The organism is Aquitalea sp. ASV15, from assembly GCF_016429115.1.
Lineage (GTDB): Bacteria > Pseudomonadota > Gammaproteobacteria > Burkholderiales > Chromobacteriaceae > Aquitalea > Aquitalea magnusonii.
In genome coordinates this window covers 1-14,511 of sequence record NZ_JAELTZ010000069.1, presented here as the reverse complement: position 1 = coordinate 14,511, position 14,511 = coordinate 1, and the positions used below count along the sequence as shown (strand labels likewise).

11 protein-coding genes and 2 pseudogenes are annotated in these 14,511 nt (G+C 61.5%); 4 read left to right on the top strand and 9 right to left on the bottom strand.

The window, feature by feature from the left end; translation table 11 throughout:
* Both JHD64_RS19220 and JHD64_RS19215 read right to left on the bottom strand, forming a co-directional pair.
* A partial coding sequence (locus JHD64_RS19220; protein ID WP_199055075.1) for a putative inorganic carbon transporter subunit DabA occupies nucleotides 1-1,616 on the bottom strand: 1,616 nt, incomplete at its 3' end.
* Nucleotides 1,609-3,108 carry an NADH-quinone oxidoreductase subunit L gene (locus JHD64_RS19215; protein ID WP_199055074.1) on the bottom strand — a complete coding sequence of 500 codons (1,500 nt, stop codon included), beginning with the start codon at nucleotides 3,106-3,108 and terminating at the stop codon, nucleotides 1,609-1,611. The genes JHD64_RS19220 and JHD64_RS19215, both read right to left, overlap by 8 nt.
* Nucleotides 3,109-3,204: 96 nt before the next feature.
* On the opposite strand from JHD64_RS19215, the gene JHD64_RS19210 reads away from it, so the two are divergent.
* Nucleotides 3,205-4,113: a LysR family transcriptional regulator gene (locus tag JHD64_RS19210; RefSeq protein WP_199055073.1), complete on the top strand. Its 909-nt coding sequence runs from the start codon at nucleotides 3,205-3,207 to the stop codon at nucleotides 4,111-4,113.
* A 112-nt stretch (nucleotides 4,114-4,225) separates the two neighbouring features.
* Here the strand turns inward: JHD64_RS19210 and cyoE are convergent, their stop codons facing one another.
* The 7 genes and pseudogenes from cyoE to JHD64_RS22525 form a co-directional block, all read right to left on the bottom strand.
* On the bottom strand, nucleotides 4,226-5,110 hold the full coding sequence (gene cyoE / locus JHD64_RS19205) for a heme o synthase (protein WP_059285900.1): 885 nt from the start codon (nucleotides 5,108-5,110) through the stop codon (nucleotides 4,226-4,228).
* An 11-nt stretch (nucleotides 5,111-5,121) separates the two neighbouring features.
* Nucleotides 5,122-5,445, bottom strand: coding sequence for a cytochrome o ubiquinol oxidase subunit IV (gene cyoD, locus JHD64_RS19200; protein ID WP_059285899.1), 324 nt, complete (start codon nucleotides 5,443-5,445; stop codon nucleotides 5,122-5,124).
* Entirely contained in the window at nucleotides 5,445-6,056 is a 612-nt protein-coding gene (gene cyoC / locus JHD64_RS19195; RefSeq protein ID WP_059285898.1) for a cytochrome o ubiquinol oxidase subunit III, read from the bottom strand. Before cyoC ends, cyoD begins: the two co-directional genes overlap by 1 nt.
* A gap of 14 nt (nucleotides 6,057-6,070) precedes the next feature.
* Nucleotides 6,071-8,113, bottom strand: coding sequence for a cytochrome o ubiquinol oxidase subunit I (gene cyoB / locus JHD64_RS19190; protein ID WP_199055071.1), 2,043 nt, complete (start codon nucleotides 8,111-8,113; stop codon nucleotides 6,071-6,073).
* Between the two features lie 3 nt (nucleotides 8,114-8,116).
* Nucleotides 8,117-9,007, bottom strand: a complete 891-nt coding sequence (gene cyoA / locus JHD64_RS19185; RefSeq protein WP_239688636.1) for a ubiquinol oxidase subunit II — start codon at nucleotides 9,005-9,007, stop codon at nucleotides 8,117-8,119.
* A gap of 727 nt (nucleotides 9,008-9,734) precedes the next feature.
* Nucleotides 9,735-10,565: a methyl-accepting chemotaxis protein gene (locus JHD64_RS22530; RefSeq protein ID WP_370540986.1), complete on the bottom strand. Its 831-nt coding sequence runs from the start codon at nucleotides 10,563-10,565 to the stop codon at nucleotides 9,735-9,737.
* A pseudogene (locus JHD64_RS22525) lies at nucleotides 10,548-11,627 on the bottom strand (FIST signal transduction protein); the annotation flags it as partial. The gene JHD64_RS22530 and the pseudogene JHD64_RS22525, both read right to left, overlap by 18 nt.
* Nucleotides 11,628-11,934: 307 nt before the next feature.
* Between JHD64_RS22525 and rstA the strand changes: the two are divergent.
* From rstA to JHD64_RS19165, 3 genes and pseudogenes are all read left to right on the top strand, one after another.
* Nucleotides 11,935-12,651 carry a two-component system response regulator RstA gene (rstA, locus tag JHD64_RS19175; RefSeq protein ID WP_059285895.1) on the top strand — a complete coding sequence of 239 codons (717 nt, stop codon included), beginning with the start codon at nucleotides 11,935-11,937 and terminating at the stop codon, nucleotides 12,649-12,651.
* Between the two features lie 2 nt (nucleotides 12,652-12,653).
* Complete coding sequence (gene rstB / locus JHD64_RS19170; RefSeq protein ID WP_059285894.1) at nucleotides 12,654-13,925, top strand: two-component system sensor histidine kinase RstB; 1,272 nt, start codon at nucleotides 12,654-12,656, stop codon at nucleotides 13,923-13,925.
* A gap of 138 nt (nucleotides 13,926-14,063) precedes the next feature.
* Nucleotides 14,064-14,511, top strand: a pseudogene (locus JHD64_RS19165) (hypothetical protein); the annotation flags it as partial.

The following is a 14,511-nucleotide window of genomic DNA, read 5'->3' as shown; positions in this document are numbered from 1 at the left end:
GGGATGGCACGGCCCTGTTCCGCCAGCTGCTGGCGCAGCGCCGGGTCATTCAGCCAGCTGGCCAGCAGCCGTACATGCTGGTGACCGCCATGCCCGCCGCAAGCACCGCATTGCAGCGCGGCCGCCTGCGGATTATTGCTGACATGGCTGGCATGGCCGACCAGCAGCACCCAGGGTGCCAGCGGTCCGGACAAGCCCATGCCCGGCAGCAGGCCGGCGACGATGGCCACACGTTGCGCCAGATCAAGCCCGTCTTGCGGCAGTGCCTTGGCCGTGTGCGGCGTCAGCCAGGGATCGAGCTGCGACAGCCCCGGCGGCAGGCTGCGGGCCTTGCTGCGCCGCGCCAGCGTGGCCAGCTTGCCAAGACCGATGCTTTCCACCAGGGCAAAGCCGCCCAGTGGCGAGCGCTGAAACGCCTGCCAGCCACGACGCGTTGGCATGGATGTTTTCGCCTCCGGCACCTGTACCTCCCAGCCCGGCGCCAGCAGCACCGGCAGCCGTGGCTGGCTGACCGTGCCACCCGGCAGGCGGTAGGCCAGCGGCAGGCCGAAAAAGCCGGCAAAGCCATAACTGCGGCTGTCGGCAACGGTTTCCTCCAGCGCGCGGCGCAGTGGTTCGGAACGCACGTCGATGCAGAACACCGCTTGCAATGAGGGGCGCGTGGCTACTTCGGCGGCATCGGCAGCACAGAGCGCGCGGGTGAGCGGTGCATGCAGCGACAGCTCGTGCGCACGCTGCCAGATCAATGCCCGTGCGTCGGCACTGCACTGCGGCAGCCTTTCCCAATCACGCTGCCAGTCTGCCCAGGCGCTGTCCGGACCGCGTGCGCCATCGTCGAGCAGGCATTCCCAGGCCAGCTGGATGGCCAGCAACTGGCGCAGATTGTCGTCAGTCCTGCCCTGCAGGCCGGCTTGCCAACCCAGATAGGCACACCAGGCGGCCCAGCCGTTATTGCGCATCAACAATGCCTGCAGCCACGGTGTCAGCCATTGCGGCCGGGCTTGCAGCTGTTCCAGACCGGCAAGCAGCATGGCCTCGGCATCCTCGGGCAATTGCCGGGAACGCTGCCGGATTTGTTCGCGCCGCAGCGGCGAGCTGCTCAGGCCATACGGATGACGCATCTGCGCCAGCCAGGCGGCATAGAGGCCGCCGTCATGCTCGAGGTGCCAGTTGGCCTGGTCACGGTCGAAGCGGGCGGCGCAATACTGGCTGACTTGCTGGATGATGACATCGCTCCAGGATTGTGCGGCCAGCGGACCTGCTGCCTCGCGCTGCCAGGCGGCCAGCAGCCGCGGCGCCGGCGGCAGATCGACAGCCTCAGGCGCGCTGTCCAGCCAGGCGGCTGCGCCCTGCTGCCAGCCTGCTTCCGTCAGTGCGGCTTCCAGCGCACTGGCGGTGATGTCGCCGCGCCGCCAGGCCGCCAGATATTCGCTGTGCGCCAGGTGCAGCGGGCTGTCCGCCACCTGGCGCAGCGTGTCGGCGGCCTGCTCGAAGCGCTGCTCACGCAGCCCCCAATAGGGCGAGCTGGCCACCAGGCTGTCCAGCGGCCAGGCCGGGGCAATCGTGGCCAGGGCCTGTGTAATGGCCTGCTGCCAGGCAGTGTGTTGTTCAGCCACGACGGTTCTCCTGCAGTTGCGGCCAGCTCAGGGCCAGGGAAATGGGCGGGCGCGGCTGACGCCGCCCCAGCATGCACCACCATTCATCGAGGTGGAAACCGGCAAAGGCATGCGGATAGATGCGGCGGGCCAGCGCACCGTCTGGATGACGCAACAAGTGGCCTTGCAGCCAAAACGTGGCCAGGAACATTGCCGCCAGCACGCCCTGCACATACAGCGCCGGTGTCGGGCCATGCAGCGGCAGGATGGTCGCGGCCAGGGCGTGCAGCAGCAGATAGCTCTGGCTCAACAGCAGCACCAGCAGCAGGCCGGCCCCACTGCGCAGCAGCAGGCCCATGCCCAGCCCCATGGCCAGGCAGAACAGCGGCGGCAGTGCGGCGGCGGGAAGCCAGCGCTGCCACAGCCATTGCGCTGCGGCCAGCCACAGCACTGCCAGCAGTCCCCGCGCCAGATGAGCCCAGGGGCTGTCGGCGTCTTGCTCGCCGGCCAGACGCCGTGCCGCGCTGTCGCGGGCGGTTTCGCCGGCCAGCAGAAAGGCATGGGCCTTGTAGAAGGAGTGCGCCAGCAGGTGCAGTAGCGCCAGCGAGTACCAGCCCATGCCGATTTCCAGCAACATGAAGCCCATTTGCGCACAGGTGGACCAGGCCAGACGCAGCTTGATGCTGATGCGGGTAAGCATCACCACGCAGCTCAGTAGTGCACTGCCGCCACCCCACAGCATCAGCAGGGTGTTGGCTGGCGGGGCGGCTTGCAGCAGCGGGGCGGCCTTGATCAGCACCATGCCCCCCAGGTTGACCACGCCGGCATGCAGCAAGGCAGAAATCGGCGTCGGCGCCTCCATCACCTGGGTCAGCCAGCCGTGAAACGGCAGTTGCGCGGTCTTGATCGCCACCGCTGCCGCCAACAACAAGCCGGCCGCCACGGCATAGCCTTGCCTGCCTTCGGCCAGCATGGACGATGCGCCGGGCAACAGGCTGAGGCTGCCACCGGCCACGAGCCACAGCAGCAAGGCCCCCAGCAGCAAGAGCTCGGCCAGGCGGCTGGCGCGCCATTCGCGCTGCGCAGCCAGCTGCGCGGCCGGCCGCTGCGGATAAAAGGTAAGCAGGGTTTGCAAGGCCAGGCTGCAGGCTATCCAGGCCAGCACCATCAGCAAGAGATGGCTGGCTTGCACCACCACCGTCACCGCCGCCAGCAGGCAGCCGATGGCGCGCAAAAAGCGTGGCTGTCCCGGCTCGCCCTGCAGGTAACGCCGCGCGTAGCGCAGCACCATCCAGCCCAGCAGCTGGATCAGCGCCTGCATCAGCCAGGCGGCGGCGAACCACGGGGCCGGCGTGGGCTGGTATAGCAAGGCAAGCAGCAACAGGCCACCGGCCAGGGCGACGCTTTCGCCCAGCTGCCAGTGAGGCGACAAGGCCCGGCCAGGCCACAGGGCGGGCAGCAGCCACAGCAGCGCGATGGCGAATGGCAGTGCATTAAGCAGGGCAAGAGGCATGATGGGCTCCGGTATTGATCCTGCCTGCACTTTGCCTGAGACAATATGTTCAGTAAAATAGATTAAATATTAGTTTTCATTCTTTAATAAAGAACAATGAGCCGACTCAATTACCACCATCTGCATTACTTCTGGGCGGTGGCCAGCGAAGGCCACCTGACACGCGCCGCGGAGCGACTGCATGTGTCGCAGTCCGCCCTGTCCGCGCAAATCCGCCAGCTGGAGGAGCAACTGGGCCAGCCGCTGTTTCTGCGCGAAGGCCGCAAGCTGCAACTGACCGAGCTGGGTGCGGTGGTGATGGGCTATGCCGAGGAGATTTTCGCGCTGGGCAACGAGCTGCTGGCCAGTGCCGCCTCCGGCGTGGGCCGCAATACCTTGCGCATCGGCAGCGTGGCCACGCTGTCGCGCAATTTTCAGGAGTGGTTCTTGCAGCCGGTGCTGCAAGAAGCCGCAGTGCGCCTGGTATTGGAGGCCGGCAGCCTGGACGAGCTGCTGCAAAGGCTGAAGACGCACGAGCTGGATGTGGTGCTATCCAACCGGCCGGCCCTGGGCAATGACAAGCAATCCTGGCGCTGCCGCACCCTGGCGCGCCAGCCGGTGGTGCTGGTCGGGCCGCCTTTGCCGGCAGGCCAGGTATTCCAGTTCGAACGCGATCTGCCGGCCCTGCCCTTGCTGGCCCCCAGCCGCAAGAGCGAAATCCGCCTGCGCTTTGATCTGTTGTGTGAGGAGCTGGCCTTGCAGCCGGCCATCCGTGCCGAAGTGGACGATATGGCCATGTTGCGGCTATTGGCGCGCGATGCCGGCTGTGTGGCGCTGCTGCCGGCGATTGTGGTGCGCGACGAGCTGGACAAGGGGCTGCTGCAGCAATACTGCGTGGTGCCGCGCGTCGAGGAGACTTTCTACGCCATCACCGTGCAACGCCAGTATCTGTCGCCCTTGCTGCAGGATTTGCTGCGCATGGCCAGCACGGAGCAAGGAATGAATCCGGAGACAGCATCCGACTGAGCGGCCCCACGGCCCGCCAGCCTGCGCACAAGAGCGCGCACGGCAGGCAAGAAAAAACCTCCGCCCCGGCATGGCCGGTCAGCGGAGGTTTGCGGATGGTATGGCAAATGGTTTACAGCATCCAGCCGATATGCGCCGGCACCTGGCCATCCACCGCCATCATCACCGACAGGGCGGTGACGGTGATGATGGAGAAGAAGAACACCTGACGCGCCCAGACGCGGTCGTCAGTGCTTTCCTTGTAGCCGGACAGCGCCATCTTCAGCCACCACAGGCTGGTGGCACAGGCCACGGCCAGATAGCCGTAACCGGCATAGCCGTAGAACACCAGCAGCAGCGTCGCCACGGCAAAAGCCAGGATGTACAGCACGATCTGCTGCTTGGCCTCGGAAATGCCCTTCACCACCGGCAGCACCGGAATCTTCGCTGCTTCGTAATCCTTGAAGCGGAAGATGGCGATGGCGTAGGAGTGCGGCATCTGCCACAGGCAGAACATCAGCAGCAGGATGGCGGCACCGCTGTCAAAGCGGCCGCTGGCGGCACAGTAACCCGCCACCGGCGGTACCGCGCCGGACAGGCTGCCCACCAGGGTGCCGTAAACCGACTTGCGCTTCATGTACAGGCTGTACACCCCGACATAGATCAGGAAACCGAACAGCGCACAGCACAGCGCCAGCACGTTGGTCCAGATGGCCAGCGTGGCAAAGCCTGCCGCGCCCAGCACGAAACCGTGTGCCAGTGCCGCCTTGGGACTCATGTCGCCGGTCACCAGCACCCGCTTTTGCGTGCGGGCCATGCGCGCGTCGATATCGCGGTCGATGCAGTTGTTGATGGCGCAGCCGGAGGCCACCACCAGCGACAATCCCGCCACCGTGGCCAGCAGCAGGGTCCAGTCCAGCCGACCCTGCGTTGCCAGCAGAAAACCGCCCACGGTAGAGATGAGATTGCCGAAGATAATCCCCGGCTTGGTCACCTGCAAATAGCGCTTGAGCTTCATCACGTCCCGGCTCAGCGCAGCATCAGCGCATCGGCGGTGGAGATGATCCACACCGACAGGCCAACCAGCATCACGATGATCATCGCGGTGAACAGGAAGGAGAAGCTGTTGAGCTTGCCTTCCTTGGTGAAGTTCAGATGCAGGAAGTATTTGAGATGCACGATGATCTGCACCACGGCAAAGCCGAAGATGCCGATCATGGTGGCCTGCTTGGTGAAGCTGTGACTCATCACCATCCAGAAGGGGATGGCGGTGAGGATGACAGCCAGCACAAAGCCCACCAGATAGCTTTTTACGCTGCCGTGGTCGGCGGCGTGCTCATGTGCCTGACTCATCACATGGCTCCTTTCAGATACACGACGGTGAATACGCAGATCCACACGATGTCGAGGAAGTGCCAGAACAGGCTGAGGCAGTTCAGGCGGGTCATGGCGCGGCCGGTCAGGCCGGTCTTGGCCACTTCGATCATCATCACCGTCATCCACAGCAGGCCGGCAGTGACGTGCAGGCCGTGCAGGCCCACCAGACCAAAGAAGGACGACAGGAAGGCGCTGACATTGGGGCCGTGGCCTTCGGCGATCAGGTGGTGAAACTCGTTCACTTCCATGCCGATGAACACCGCGCCGCAGGCGAAGGTCACTGCCAGCCAGCCCAGCACGGCCGACTTGTTGCCCTTGTAACCGGCAATCATGGCAAAGCCGTAGGTGATGGAGGACAGCAGCAGCGCTGCGGTTTCACCCATCACATAAGGCAGCTCGAAGATTTCCTTGCCCGAAACGCCGGTGGCGACGTTGCGGTACAGCACCGCGTACGCCGCAAAAGCCGTGGCGAACAGGATGCAGTCGGTCATCAGATAGAACCAGAAGCCCAGTACGGTTTGCGAACCGCTGTCGTGGTGCTCGTGGTCGTCATGCGCGTCGTGCGCGTGCTCTACATAAGTACTCATCTTGGCTCAACCTGTTAGGCGGTAGTGGTGGGACGGCTGCCACGACGCGGCTTTTCAGCCTCGCGTTCGCTGTAGTTGTCCACATCAATGCCCATCTGTTCGAAGTGGGCACGCTCGATGCTTTCGATTTCATCCGGCTGCACGTAGTAGTCCAGATTGTTGTCGTAAGCACGGGCCAGCATGGCGCCGATGATGCCGACCAGGCCGACAATCGCCAGCCACCAGATATGCCAGATCAGGGCAAAACCCAGCAGGGTGGTGAAACCACCGATGTACACGCCGGTGGCGGTATTGCTCGGCATGTGGATCGGTGCGTAGTGCTGCGGCACCTTGTAGGCCACGCCCTTTTCCTTCATGTCGGTGAAGGCGTCGATATCATGCACATGCGGCACAACGGCAAAGTTGTAGAACGGCGGCGGCGAGGAAGTGGACCATTCCAGGGTATGGCCATTCCACGGGTCACCGGTCACGTCCATGTTCTGCTTGCGGTCACGAACGCTGACATACAGCTGCAGCAGCTGGCAGGCAATGCCGCAGGCAATCAGCACCGCGCCCACGCAAGCCAGGTACAGCCATGGGTCCCATGCCGGATTGTTGGTATGGTTCAGACGACGGGTCATGCCCAGGAAGCCCAGGATGTACAGCGGGATGAAGGCGAAGAAGAAACCGCTCTGCCAGAACCAGAAGGCCGCCTTGCCCAGCTTTTCATTCAGCTTGAAGCCGAAAGCCTTGGGGAACCAGTAGGAGAAGCCAGCCAGATAGCCGAATACCGCACCACCGATAATGGTGTTGTGGAAGTGGGCGATCAGGAACAGGCTGTTGTGCAGCACAAAGTCGGCACCCGGCACCGCCATCAGCACGCCGGTCATGCCGCCGATGGAGAAGGTCACCATGAAGCCCAGGGTCCACAATACCGGCGGGGTAAAGCGGATACGACCCCGATACATGGTGAACAGCCAGTTGAACAGCTTCACCCCGGTCGGCACCGAAATCACCATGGTGGCAATACCGAAGAAGGCGTTGACGTCCGCACCGGAACCCATGGTGAAGAAGTGGTGCAGCCACACCATGAAGCCCAGTACCGAGATCACGCCACTGGCGATGATCATCGAGGTATGGCCAAACAGGCGCTTGCCGGAGAAGGTGGAGATGACTTCGGAGAAGATACCGAAAGCCGGCAGCACCAGAATGTAAACCTCGGGGTGACCCCAGGCCCAGAACAGGTTCAGGTACATCATGGCGTTACCACCGGCTTCCGCGGTAAAGAAGTGGAAGTCCAGGTAACGGTCCAGGCTCAGCATGGCCAGGGCGCCGGTCAGAATCGGGAAGGAAGCCACGATCAGCACGTTGGCCCAGGTGCAGGTCCAGGTAAAGATGGGCATTTGCATCAGCTTCATGCCCGGTGCACGCATCTTGATGATGGTCACCAGGAAGTTGATCGCCGTTAGCGTCGTCCCTATCCCGGATATCTGTAGCGCCCAAGTGTAGTAATCCACCCCCACATCCGGACTGAAGCCCAGCTCGGACAGCGGCGGATAGGCCACCCAGCCGGTACGGGCAAAGTTGCCCACACCCAGCGACAGGTTGACCAGGATCACCGCCGACACCAGCAGCCAGAAGCTCAGCGAGTTGAGGAAGGGGAAGGCCACGTCACGCGCGCCGATTTGCAGCGGCACCACGATGTTCATCAGGCCGGTCATGAAAGGCATGGCCATGAAGATGATCATGATCACACCGTGGGCGGTGAAGATCTGGTCGTAGTGTTCTGGTGGAAATACCCCCAGGTGCCCGTCGGTGGCCAGCGCCAGCTGGGTACGCATCATCAGGGCGTCAGCAAAGCCGCGCAGCAGCATGATCATGGCGACGACGATATACATCACGCCAATCTTCTTGTGGTCGACCGAAGTCAGCCACTCTTTCCACAAATAGCCCCATTTACCGAACTTGGTAATGAGCGCCAGCACCACCAGGCCCAGCAGGCCGGCGCCGGACAGCGCGGCGACGATGATGGGTTCCTTGTAGGGGATGGCATCCAGAGTCAGTTTGCCTAACAACATCGATTATTGCTCCTTGACGGCCGGGGTTTCGCACAGACGCTTGGTCAGCGCGGCCAGCTTCAGTTCGTCGTCGGTGGCAGCCAGCGACTGGCGGCCTGCCATGTATTTGTGCAGCACGGCATCGAACAGACGCGGTTCCGGCATGGCGTAGTAGGCCACGGCATTGTTTTCGCTCGGCTTGGCCAGGGCGAGGTAAGCATCGGCATTCAACGGCTTGCCAGCAGCACGCACCTTCTGCACCCAGGCATCAAACTGCTCGGGCGTTTCGGTGGCGATGGCATTGAACTTCATGCCGGAGAAACCAGCGCCGCTGTAGTTGGACGACATGCCCTTGTAGGTGCCGGCTTCATTGGCGATCAGATGCAGCTTGGTTTCCATGCCGGCCATGGCGTAAATCTGCCCACCCAGTTGCGGGATGAAGAAGGAGTTCATCGCGGCATCGGAGGTGATGCGGAAATTCACCGGTACATTCTTGGGGAAGGCCAGCTGGTTGACGCTGGCGATGTGCAGATCCGGGTAGATGAACAGCCACTTCCAGTTCATGGCCACCACTTGCACGTTGATCGGCTTCTTGTCCGAATCCAGCGGGCGGTAGGGGTCGAGCTTGTGGGTGGTGTTCCAGGTCACCACCGCCAGACAGGCCACGATGATGATGGGAATGATCCAGACAACGGCCTCGATCTTGTTGGAGTGCGACCACTTGGGGGTGTAGATGGCGTCCTTGTTGCTGGCGCGATACTTCCAGGCAAACAGGAAAGTCATCACGATGACCGGGATGACAACCAGCAACATCAGCAGGGTGGCCGTGATGATCAGGGACTTTTCATCCGCCGCTACCTGTCCTTTGGGGTCAAGAATGCCACCTTGACACCCCGAGAGCAGTACAGCCAGCACGGGCGAGAGTCCCCACAACAGGCGGGTGGGTCTAAAGTTTCTCATCATACGACTTTACGGGTTAAAGATTCGTTGCCCGCGCCTTGGCGCGGATGACAGTGCACGGACTGGCACTGCCAGTGATGCAGAAGCCGGCACCAGGGCCGACCCGGCGGGCAGAGTGCCGGCGCTGGCCACTCTACCCGTAATGAATATCATTCCATCCCCACTGCTGAATCCTCCCGCCGGCACGACCCGGCATCCGGCCAGGTGCGCACGGGTGGACAGGCTGCGCGGGTGCTGCCTGTCGCCAGGCCGAATGAGGTGAGCGCCGTGCGGCCAGACTGCCTGGCCGGCAACCGCCTCATGCCGCAGTGCACACGCAGAGGCTGACAAGGCTGCGACAATTTGTCACAGTGACGGGCGCGTTATTAAAAATCAGTTTTGTTGCCGAGAGCAAGACGTCAAGGTCGAGCATGGCCAGAAAAGCTGCATCAAAATGGTGCAAACTTGATTTATGTCAATATCAAAATAGCGCCGCCATGCTAAGCGCAGCAATGACTTACGCCTTTCGCATGTTGTGTGCAATGCAGCACACGGATTGTTGCAATTAGTTACAAAAAAAAGACAGGCAGCCAGCCCCTTCCCCCACTGCCCACCATGAAAAACCGCCGCTTGCAAGCAAGACGGCGGTGTGGTCGGTAGTGCAGCCGGCATCGCGCCGGCGAGGCTGCTGGTGCAGTGCGGATCAGCGTTCGAGCTCCAGAATGGCCTCCAGATCCTGATCCACCTTGCGCATACGCTCGTACAGCTCGCCCGTGCTGTGCACCATCTGGTCCAGTTGCTGCTGGCTGCTGCCAGAGGACGCCGCCAGCTTGGCCAGCAAGTCCATCACCTGCTGCATTTCCTGGGCAAAGCTGCCGACATGCTCATTCATCTCGCGCATGTCCATCCCCACCTGCTGCACCCCGCTCATCACATGTTCCACCGCACCTCCGGTGGCATCCAGATTGGACTGGGTGTTGTTGGCCAGCTTGCGCACTTCATCGGCCACCACGGCAAAACCACGGCCAGCCTCGCCAGCCCGCGCCGCCTCGATGGCCGCGTTCAGCGCCAGCAAATTGGTCTGTTCGGCAATCTTCTTGATCATCAGCATCACGTCGCCAATCTGGCGCGCGTCTTTTTCCAGCTCGACGATGCGCAAGCTGACATTGCTGGAGGTCTTGTTGCCCTGCTCCACGCTATCGGAAAAACGGGCGATTTCCTGCTGGATGGCGATCAGGTGCGTCACCAGCTCGGCCGAAGCCTGGCGGAACAAGGGCAGGCTTTCCATCAACTGGCTGGCAAAGCTCTTGTAACCCTGCAGCTCGTGGATCACCTGGGTCTTCATGCGGTCGATCCAGCGGGCACGCGACACTTCACGGCTATAGAAGTAATTCTTGAAGTTGGCGTAGTGCACCGGGAACCGCTGCACGAAGTCGTCCTGGAAGTTTTCCACCGCCGGATAGAAGAACACGGCAGTCTGGGTCTGGTTGATGTTCACCCCCAGCAGCTCGCCAAAGGAGGAGAAACCGGCCACCGGGATATTGCCGTAGACATTGCTGTTGGCCAGCACGCCACTATTGTTGAGGCGACGCAGGATGCAGTCGTTGAGCAAACCGCCAATCGCTGCCGGCTTGTTCTGGCTGAAACGGGAAAAGTCGCTTTGCGTGCGCTCGACCAGACCCTCTTGCTTGAGCAGGTGCAGCTCCTCACCAAACGACAGGTCGCAAGCAAATTGCAGCACACCGCGTTCGGCATCGACCCCCAGCACGGAGCGCACATACATCTCGTTTTTCAGCTTGATGCCGAAACTGAACTTGCCCAGCCGCTCTGCCACTTCGCCAGGCGAACAGGAGAAATGGCGCGCCAGCACCTCCACCACATTGCACACCTTGCCGTCACGGTCGAATACCGACTCGACCCGGCGCAATTCGGAACTGGCCTTGGCAATGGTGAAGCTGGTGCCGGTGTCCTGGAAGTTCTGCGACTTGAACACACCGTAGCGATAGGCCGGTGCCAGCTTGATGAATACCAGCACGGCATGGCCATCGCGCGCGCTCTGGCCATCATGCAGGCGGGTCATGCTGAAATCCAGCGGCCCACCGGCCGAGCCGCCGATAAACAGGTAGGGGAAACGGTCCGACTCGTAAATGGCTTCCATCAGATAGCTTTCGCTATTGGACAGGCCATCCACCAGGGTCAGCACAAAGCCTTCCTGATAGTTCATGGAGAAGGAAGGCTGCACCCGTGCAAGATTATCCACCAGACGGCGCACCCGCTCATCATGGCCCAGCTTGGGCTGGCCGGACTTGATGTCCTCGCAGGCCAGCGGCACGCTGGCCACATGCACGTCGGCCAGCACCTGCTGGTCGAACAGCTGAAATACCATGCTGTCCCAGCCGGGATTGGCCGGCAGGTAGAGCGCATCGCCCGCCTTGGCCGAGCATAGCTCACCGGCGGTGGTGGTCAGCACCACCTTGGCACCGGGAAAGGCTGCCGCGGCACTGCGGGCCACCTGGTCCAGATTGGCCGCCGGATTGATGAAACCCAGCACCAGCCGGATGTCGCTGCGGCTGGCCGCACGCAGATCATTATCCATACTGCTGCTGCGCGTGCGCACCAACTGGATGGGCTGCTGCGCGCCAGGGTTGGACAAGCTGGCATTTGTCGTCTTGTTACGCTTGAAGAACATCCCACTCTCCCGATGCATTGTTTTGACTAATTATCATTTACATGCAAACAACATGAACCACCTTGATAGTAGCAAGAAAAATCTCGTGCTTATTATGGTTATTCTCAAGTTGTGAGCGAAAACCCGCTGCGACCCGCCATGCACCAAGGTTGAGTCTGCCGTCGTCAAGCGCCATACTCCCCCGGTATTGAATCAACCCGATGGATTGCATGGCATGACTTACCGTATCGTGTTTGTGGAAGACGACCCCGACCTGGCCGAGCTGATCAGCGACTTTCTGTCCCGCCACGAGATGGACGTGGTAATCGAGCCGCGTGGCGATACCGCCCTGGCCACCATTGAGCGCGAGGCGCCGGACATGGTGTTGCTGGACATCATGCTGCCGGGCAAGGACGGCCTGTCGATCTGCCGCGAATTACGGCCGAACTTTGACGGCCCCATCATCATGCTCACCTCGCTGGACAGCGACATGAACCAGATTCTGGGACTGGAGCTGGGCGCCAACGACTACATTCTGAAAACCACCCCGCCATCGGTGCTGGTGGCCAGATTGCGCTCGCAATTGCGCAATATGCGGCCGGCCCAGGCCGCTGCCGAAGCCGCACCGATCAAGACCCAGCGCAAGCTGGTATTCGGCCAGCTGTCCATCGATCCGGTCAGTCGCGACGTGATCCTGGGACGGGAGAAAGTGGCCCTGTCCACCTCGGACTTCGACTTGCTGTGGCTGCTGGCCAGCCATGCCGGCGAAACGCTCAACCGCGACATCCTGCTCAAGGAAATGCGCGGCGTCAGCTATGACGGGCTGGACCGCAGCATCGACGTGGCCATCTCCCGCCTGCGCAAGAAACTGGGTGACAACCCCACCGAACCCTTCCGCATCAAGACCGTGCGCAACCGCGGTTATCTGTTCTCGCTGTCCGGCTGGGAATAAGCATGCGGCGTCTGTTTATCCAGTTTTACCTGCTGCTGGTCACCTGCTTCATGGTGGCGGTCGTGATGGTGGGCGCGGTCTACAAGCAGGCGGTGGACGATGTGGGCGAACGCTATCTGTCCGACCTCCTGCGTACCACGCTGTCCCTGATCGAGGCCGACCTGCACGGTGTGCCGGAGGACCGCTGGACCGAAACGCTGCAAAGCTCCAACCATGACTTCACCTTCAAGGTAACAGTGGAAAAGCAAAGCAACTACCTGCTGGATGAGGAATCGGAAGAAGCGCTCAATCGCGGCGAGATCGTGATGCTGGAAGACAAATACCTGTTCCTGCAGAAGATCGAAGACAGCAACTACCTGCTGGTGGCCGGGCCGCTGCGCTACCTGTTCTTCCTGCATCAGCTCAAATCGGTGGATTACGCCTTGCTGGCCTTGCTGGGCCTGTCGCTGGCGATACCGGTCTTCCTGTGGATGCAGCCGCACTGGAAAGACCTGGTCACCCTGGAAAAAACCGCCGGCAAGCTGGCGGGCGGCGATTTCTCGGCACGGGTCCACCTGCCCAGCCGCTCCGGCGTGCGCCAGGTAGCGGCAGCCTTCAACCACATGGCAGACAGCATCGCCGCCTTGCTGGCCAGCAAGAAGGCACTGACCAATGCGGTGGCGCACGAACTGCGCACGCCGCTGGCACGGCTGCGCTACCGGCTGGCCCTGCTGGAAGGCGAAGAAGACTCGCCGGCCAAGAAAGCCATTGAAAAAGACCTGGACGCCATCGACTCGCTGGTAGAGGAACTGTTGTTCCATGCCAAGCTGGACCGGCCGGAAGCCCCGCTGCAACTGAACCAGTTCAATGCCATCGCCTGGGCCAAGGAACGCATCCACGAACAGGCCACGCTGGCCCCGGAGCTGAACTGGCTAGAACCACCGGGCCAGGAGCTCGACTTTCTGGCCGACCAGTATCTGGTCACCCGCGCACTCGACAACTTCCTGTCCAACGCCCGGCGCTATGCCGCGAGCACCATCCAGACCACGGTGTGTGTGGAAAACCGCAACTGCATCATCATGGTGGATGACGACGGCCCCGGCATTCCCGAGTCGGATCGCGCCCGCGTGTTCGATCCCTTTATCCGGCTGGATGAAAGCCGTGGCCGCAAGACTGGCGGCCATGGTCTGGGCCTGGCGATTGTCGCCGGCATCGCCCGCCTGCATCACGGTGAAGTGCTGGTGGAGAAATCACCGCTGGGTGGAGCGCGATTCATTCTTCGTTGGCCAACATGAGAATGTACATTTGGTTACATTGAGAAACATGGCACGGGTAGACGTTGCCGTGCAGCACCGTTAGGATGCCCCCCTGAATAGGACTATCTGTCCGCCTTCAAACTTGATTTTCAAGATGAACTTAGGAGTTTTACAAAAATGAAAAAGCTGGCTCTGCTCGCTCTGACCGCCGCCTTTGGCCTGACCTCCACTGCTGCCTTCGCCGCTGATACCTCCGCTCCGGTTGCTATCCACAAGGCCAAGAAGGCTGAGAAGAAAGTAAAGAAAGACGCTTCCGCTCAGAAGGCTCAAGCCGCAGAAGCTTCCGCTCCGGCCAAGAAAGCCAAGAAAGTAGCCAAGAAAGACGCTTCTGCTCAGAAAGCTCAGGCTGCTGAAGCTTCCGCTCCGGCCAAGAAAGCCAAGAAAGTAGCCAAGAAAGACGCTTCCGCTCAGAAAGCTCAAGCTGCTGAAGCCTCCGCACCGGCCAAGAAAGCCAAGAAAGTAGCCAAGAAAGACGCTTCTGCTCAGAAAGCTCAGGCTGCTGAAGCTTCCGCTCCGGCCAAGAAAGCCAAGAAAGTAGCCAAGAAAGACGCTTCCGCTCAGAAAG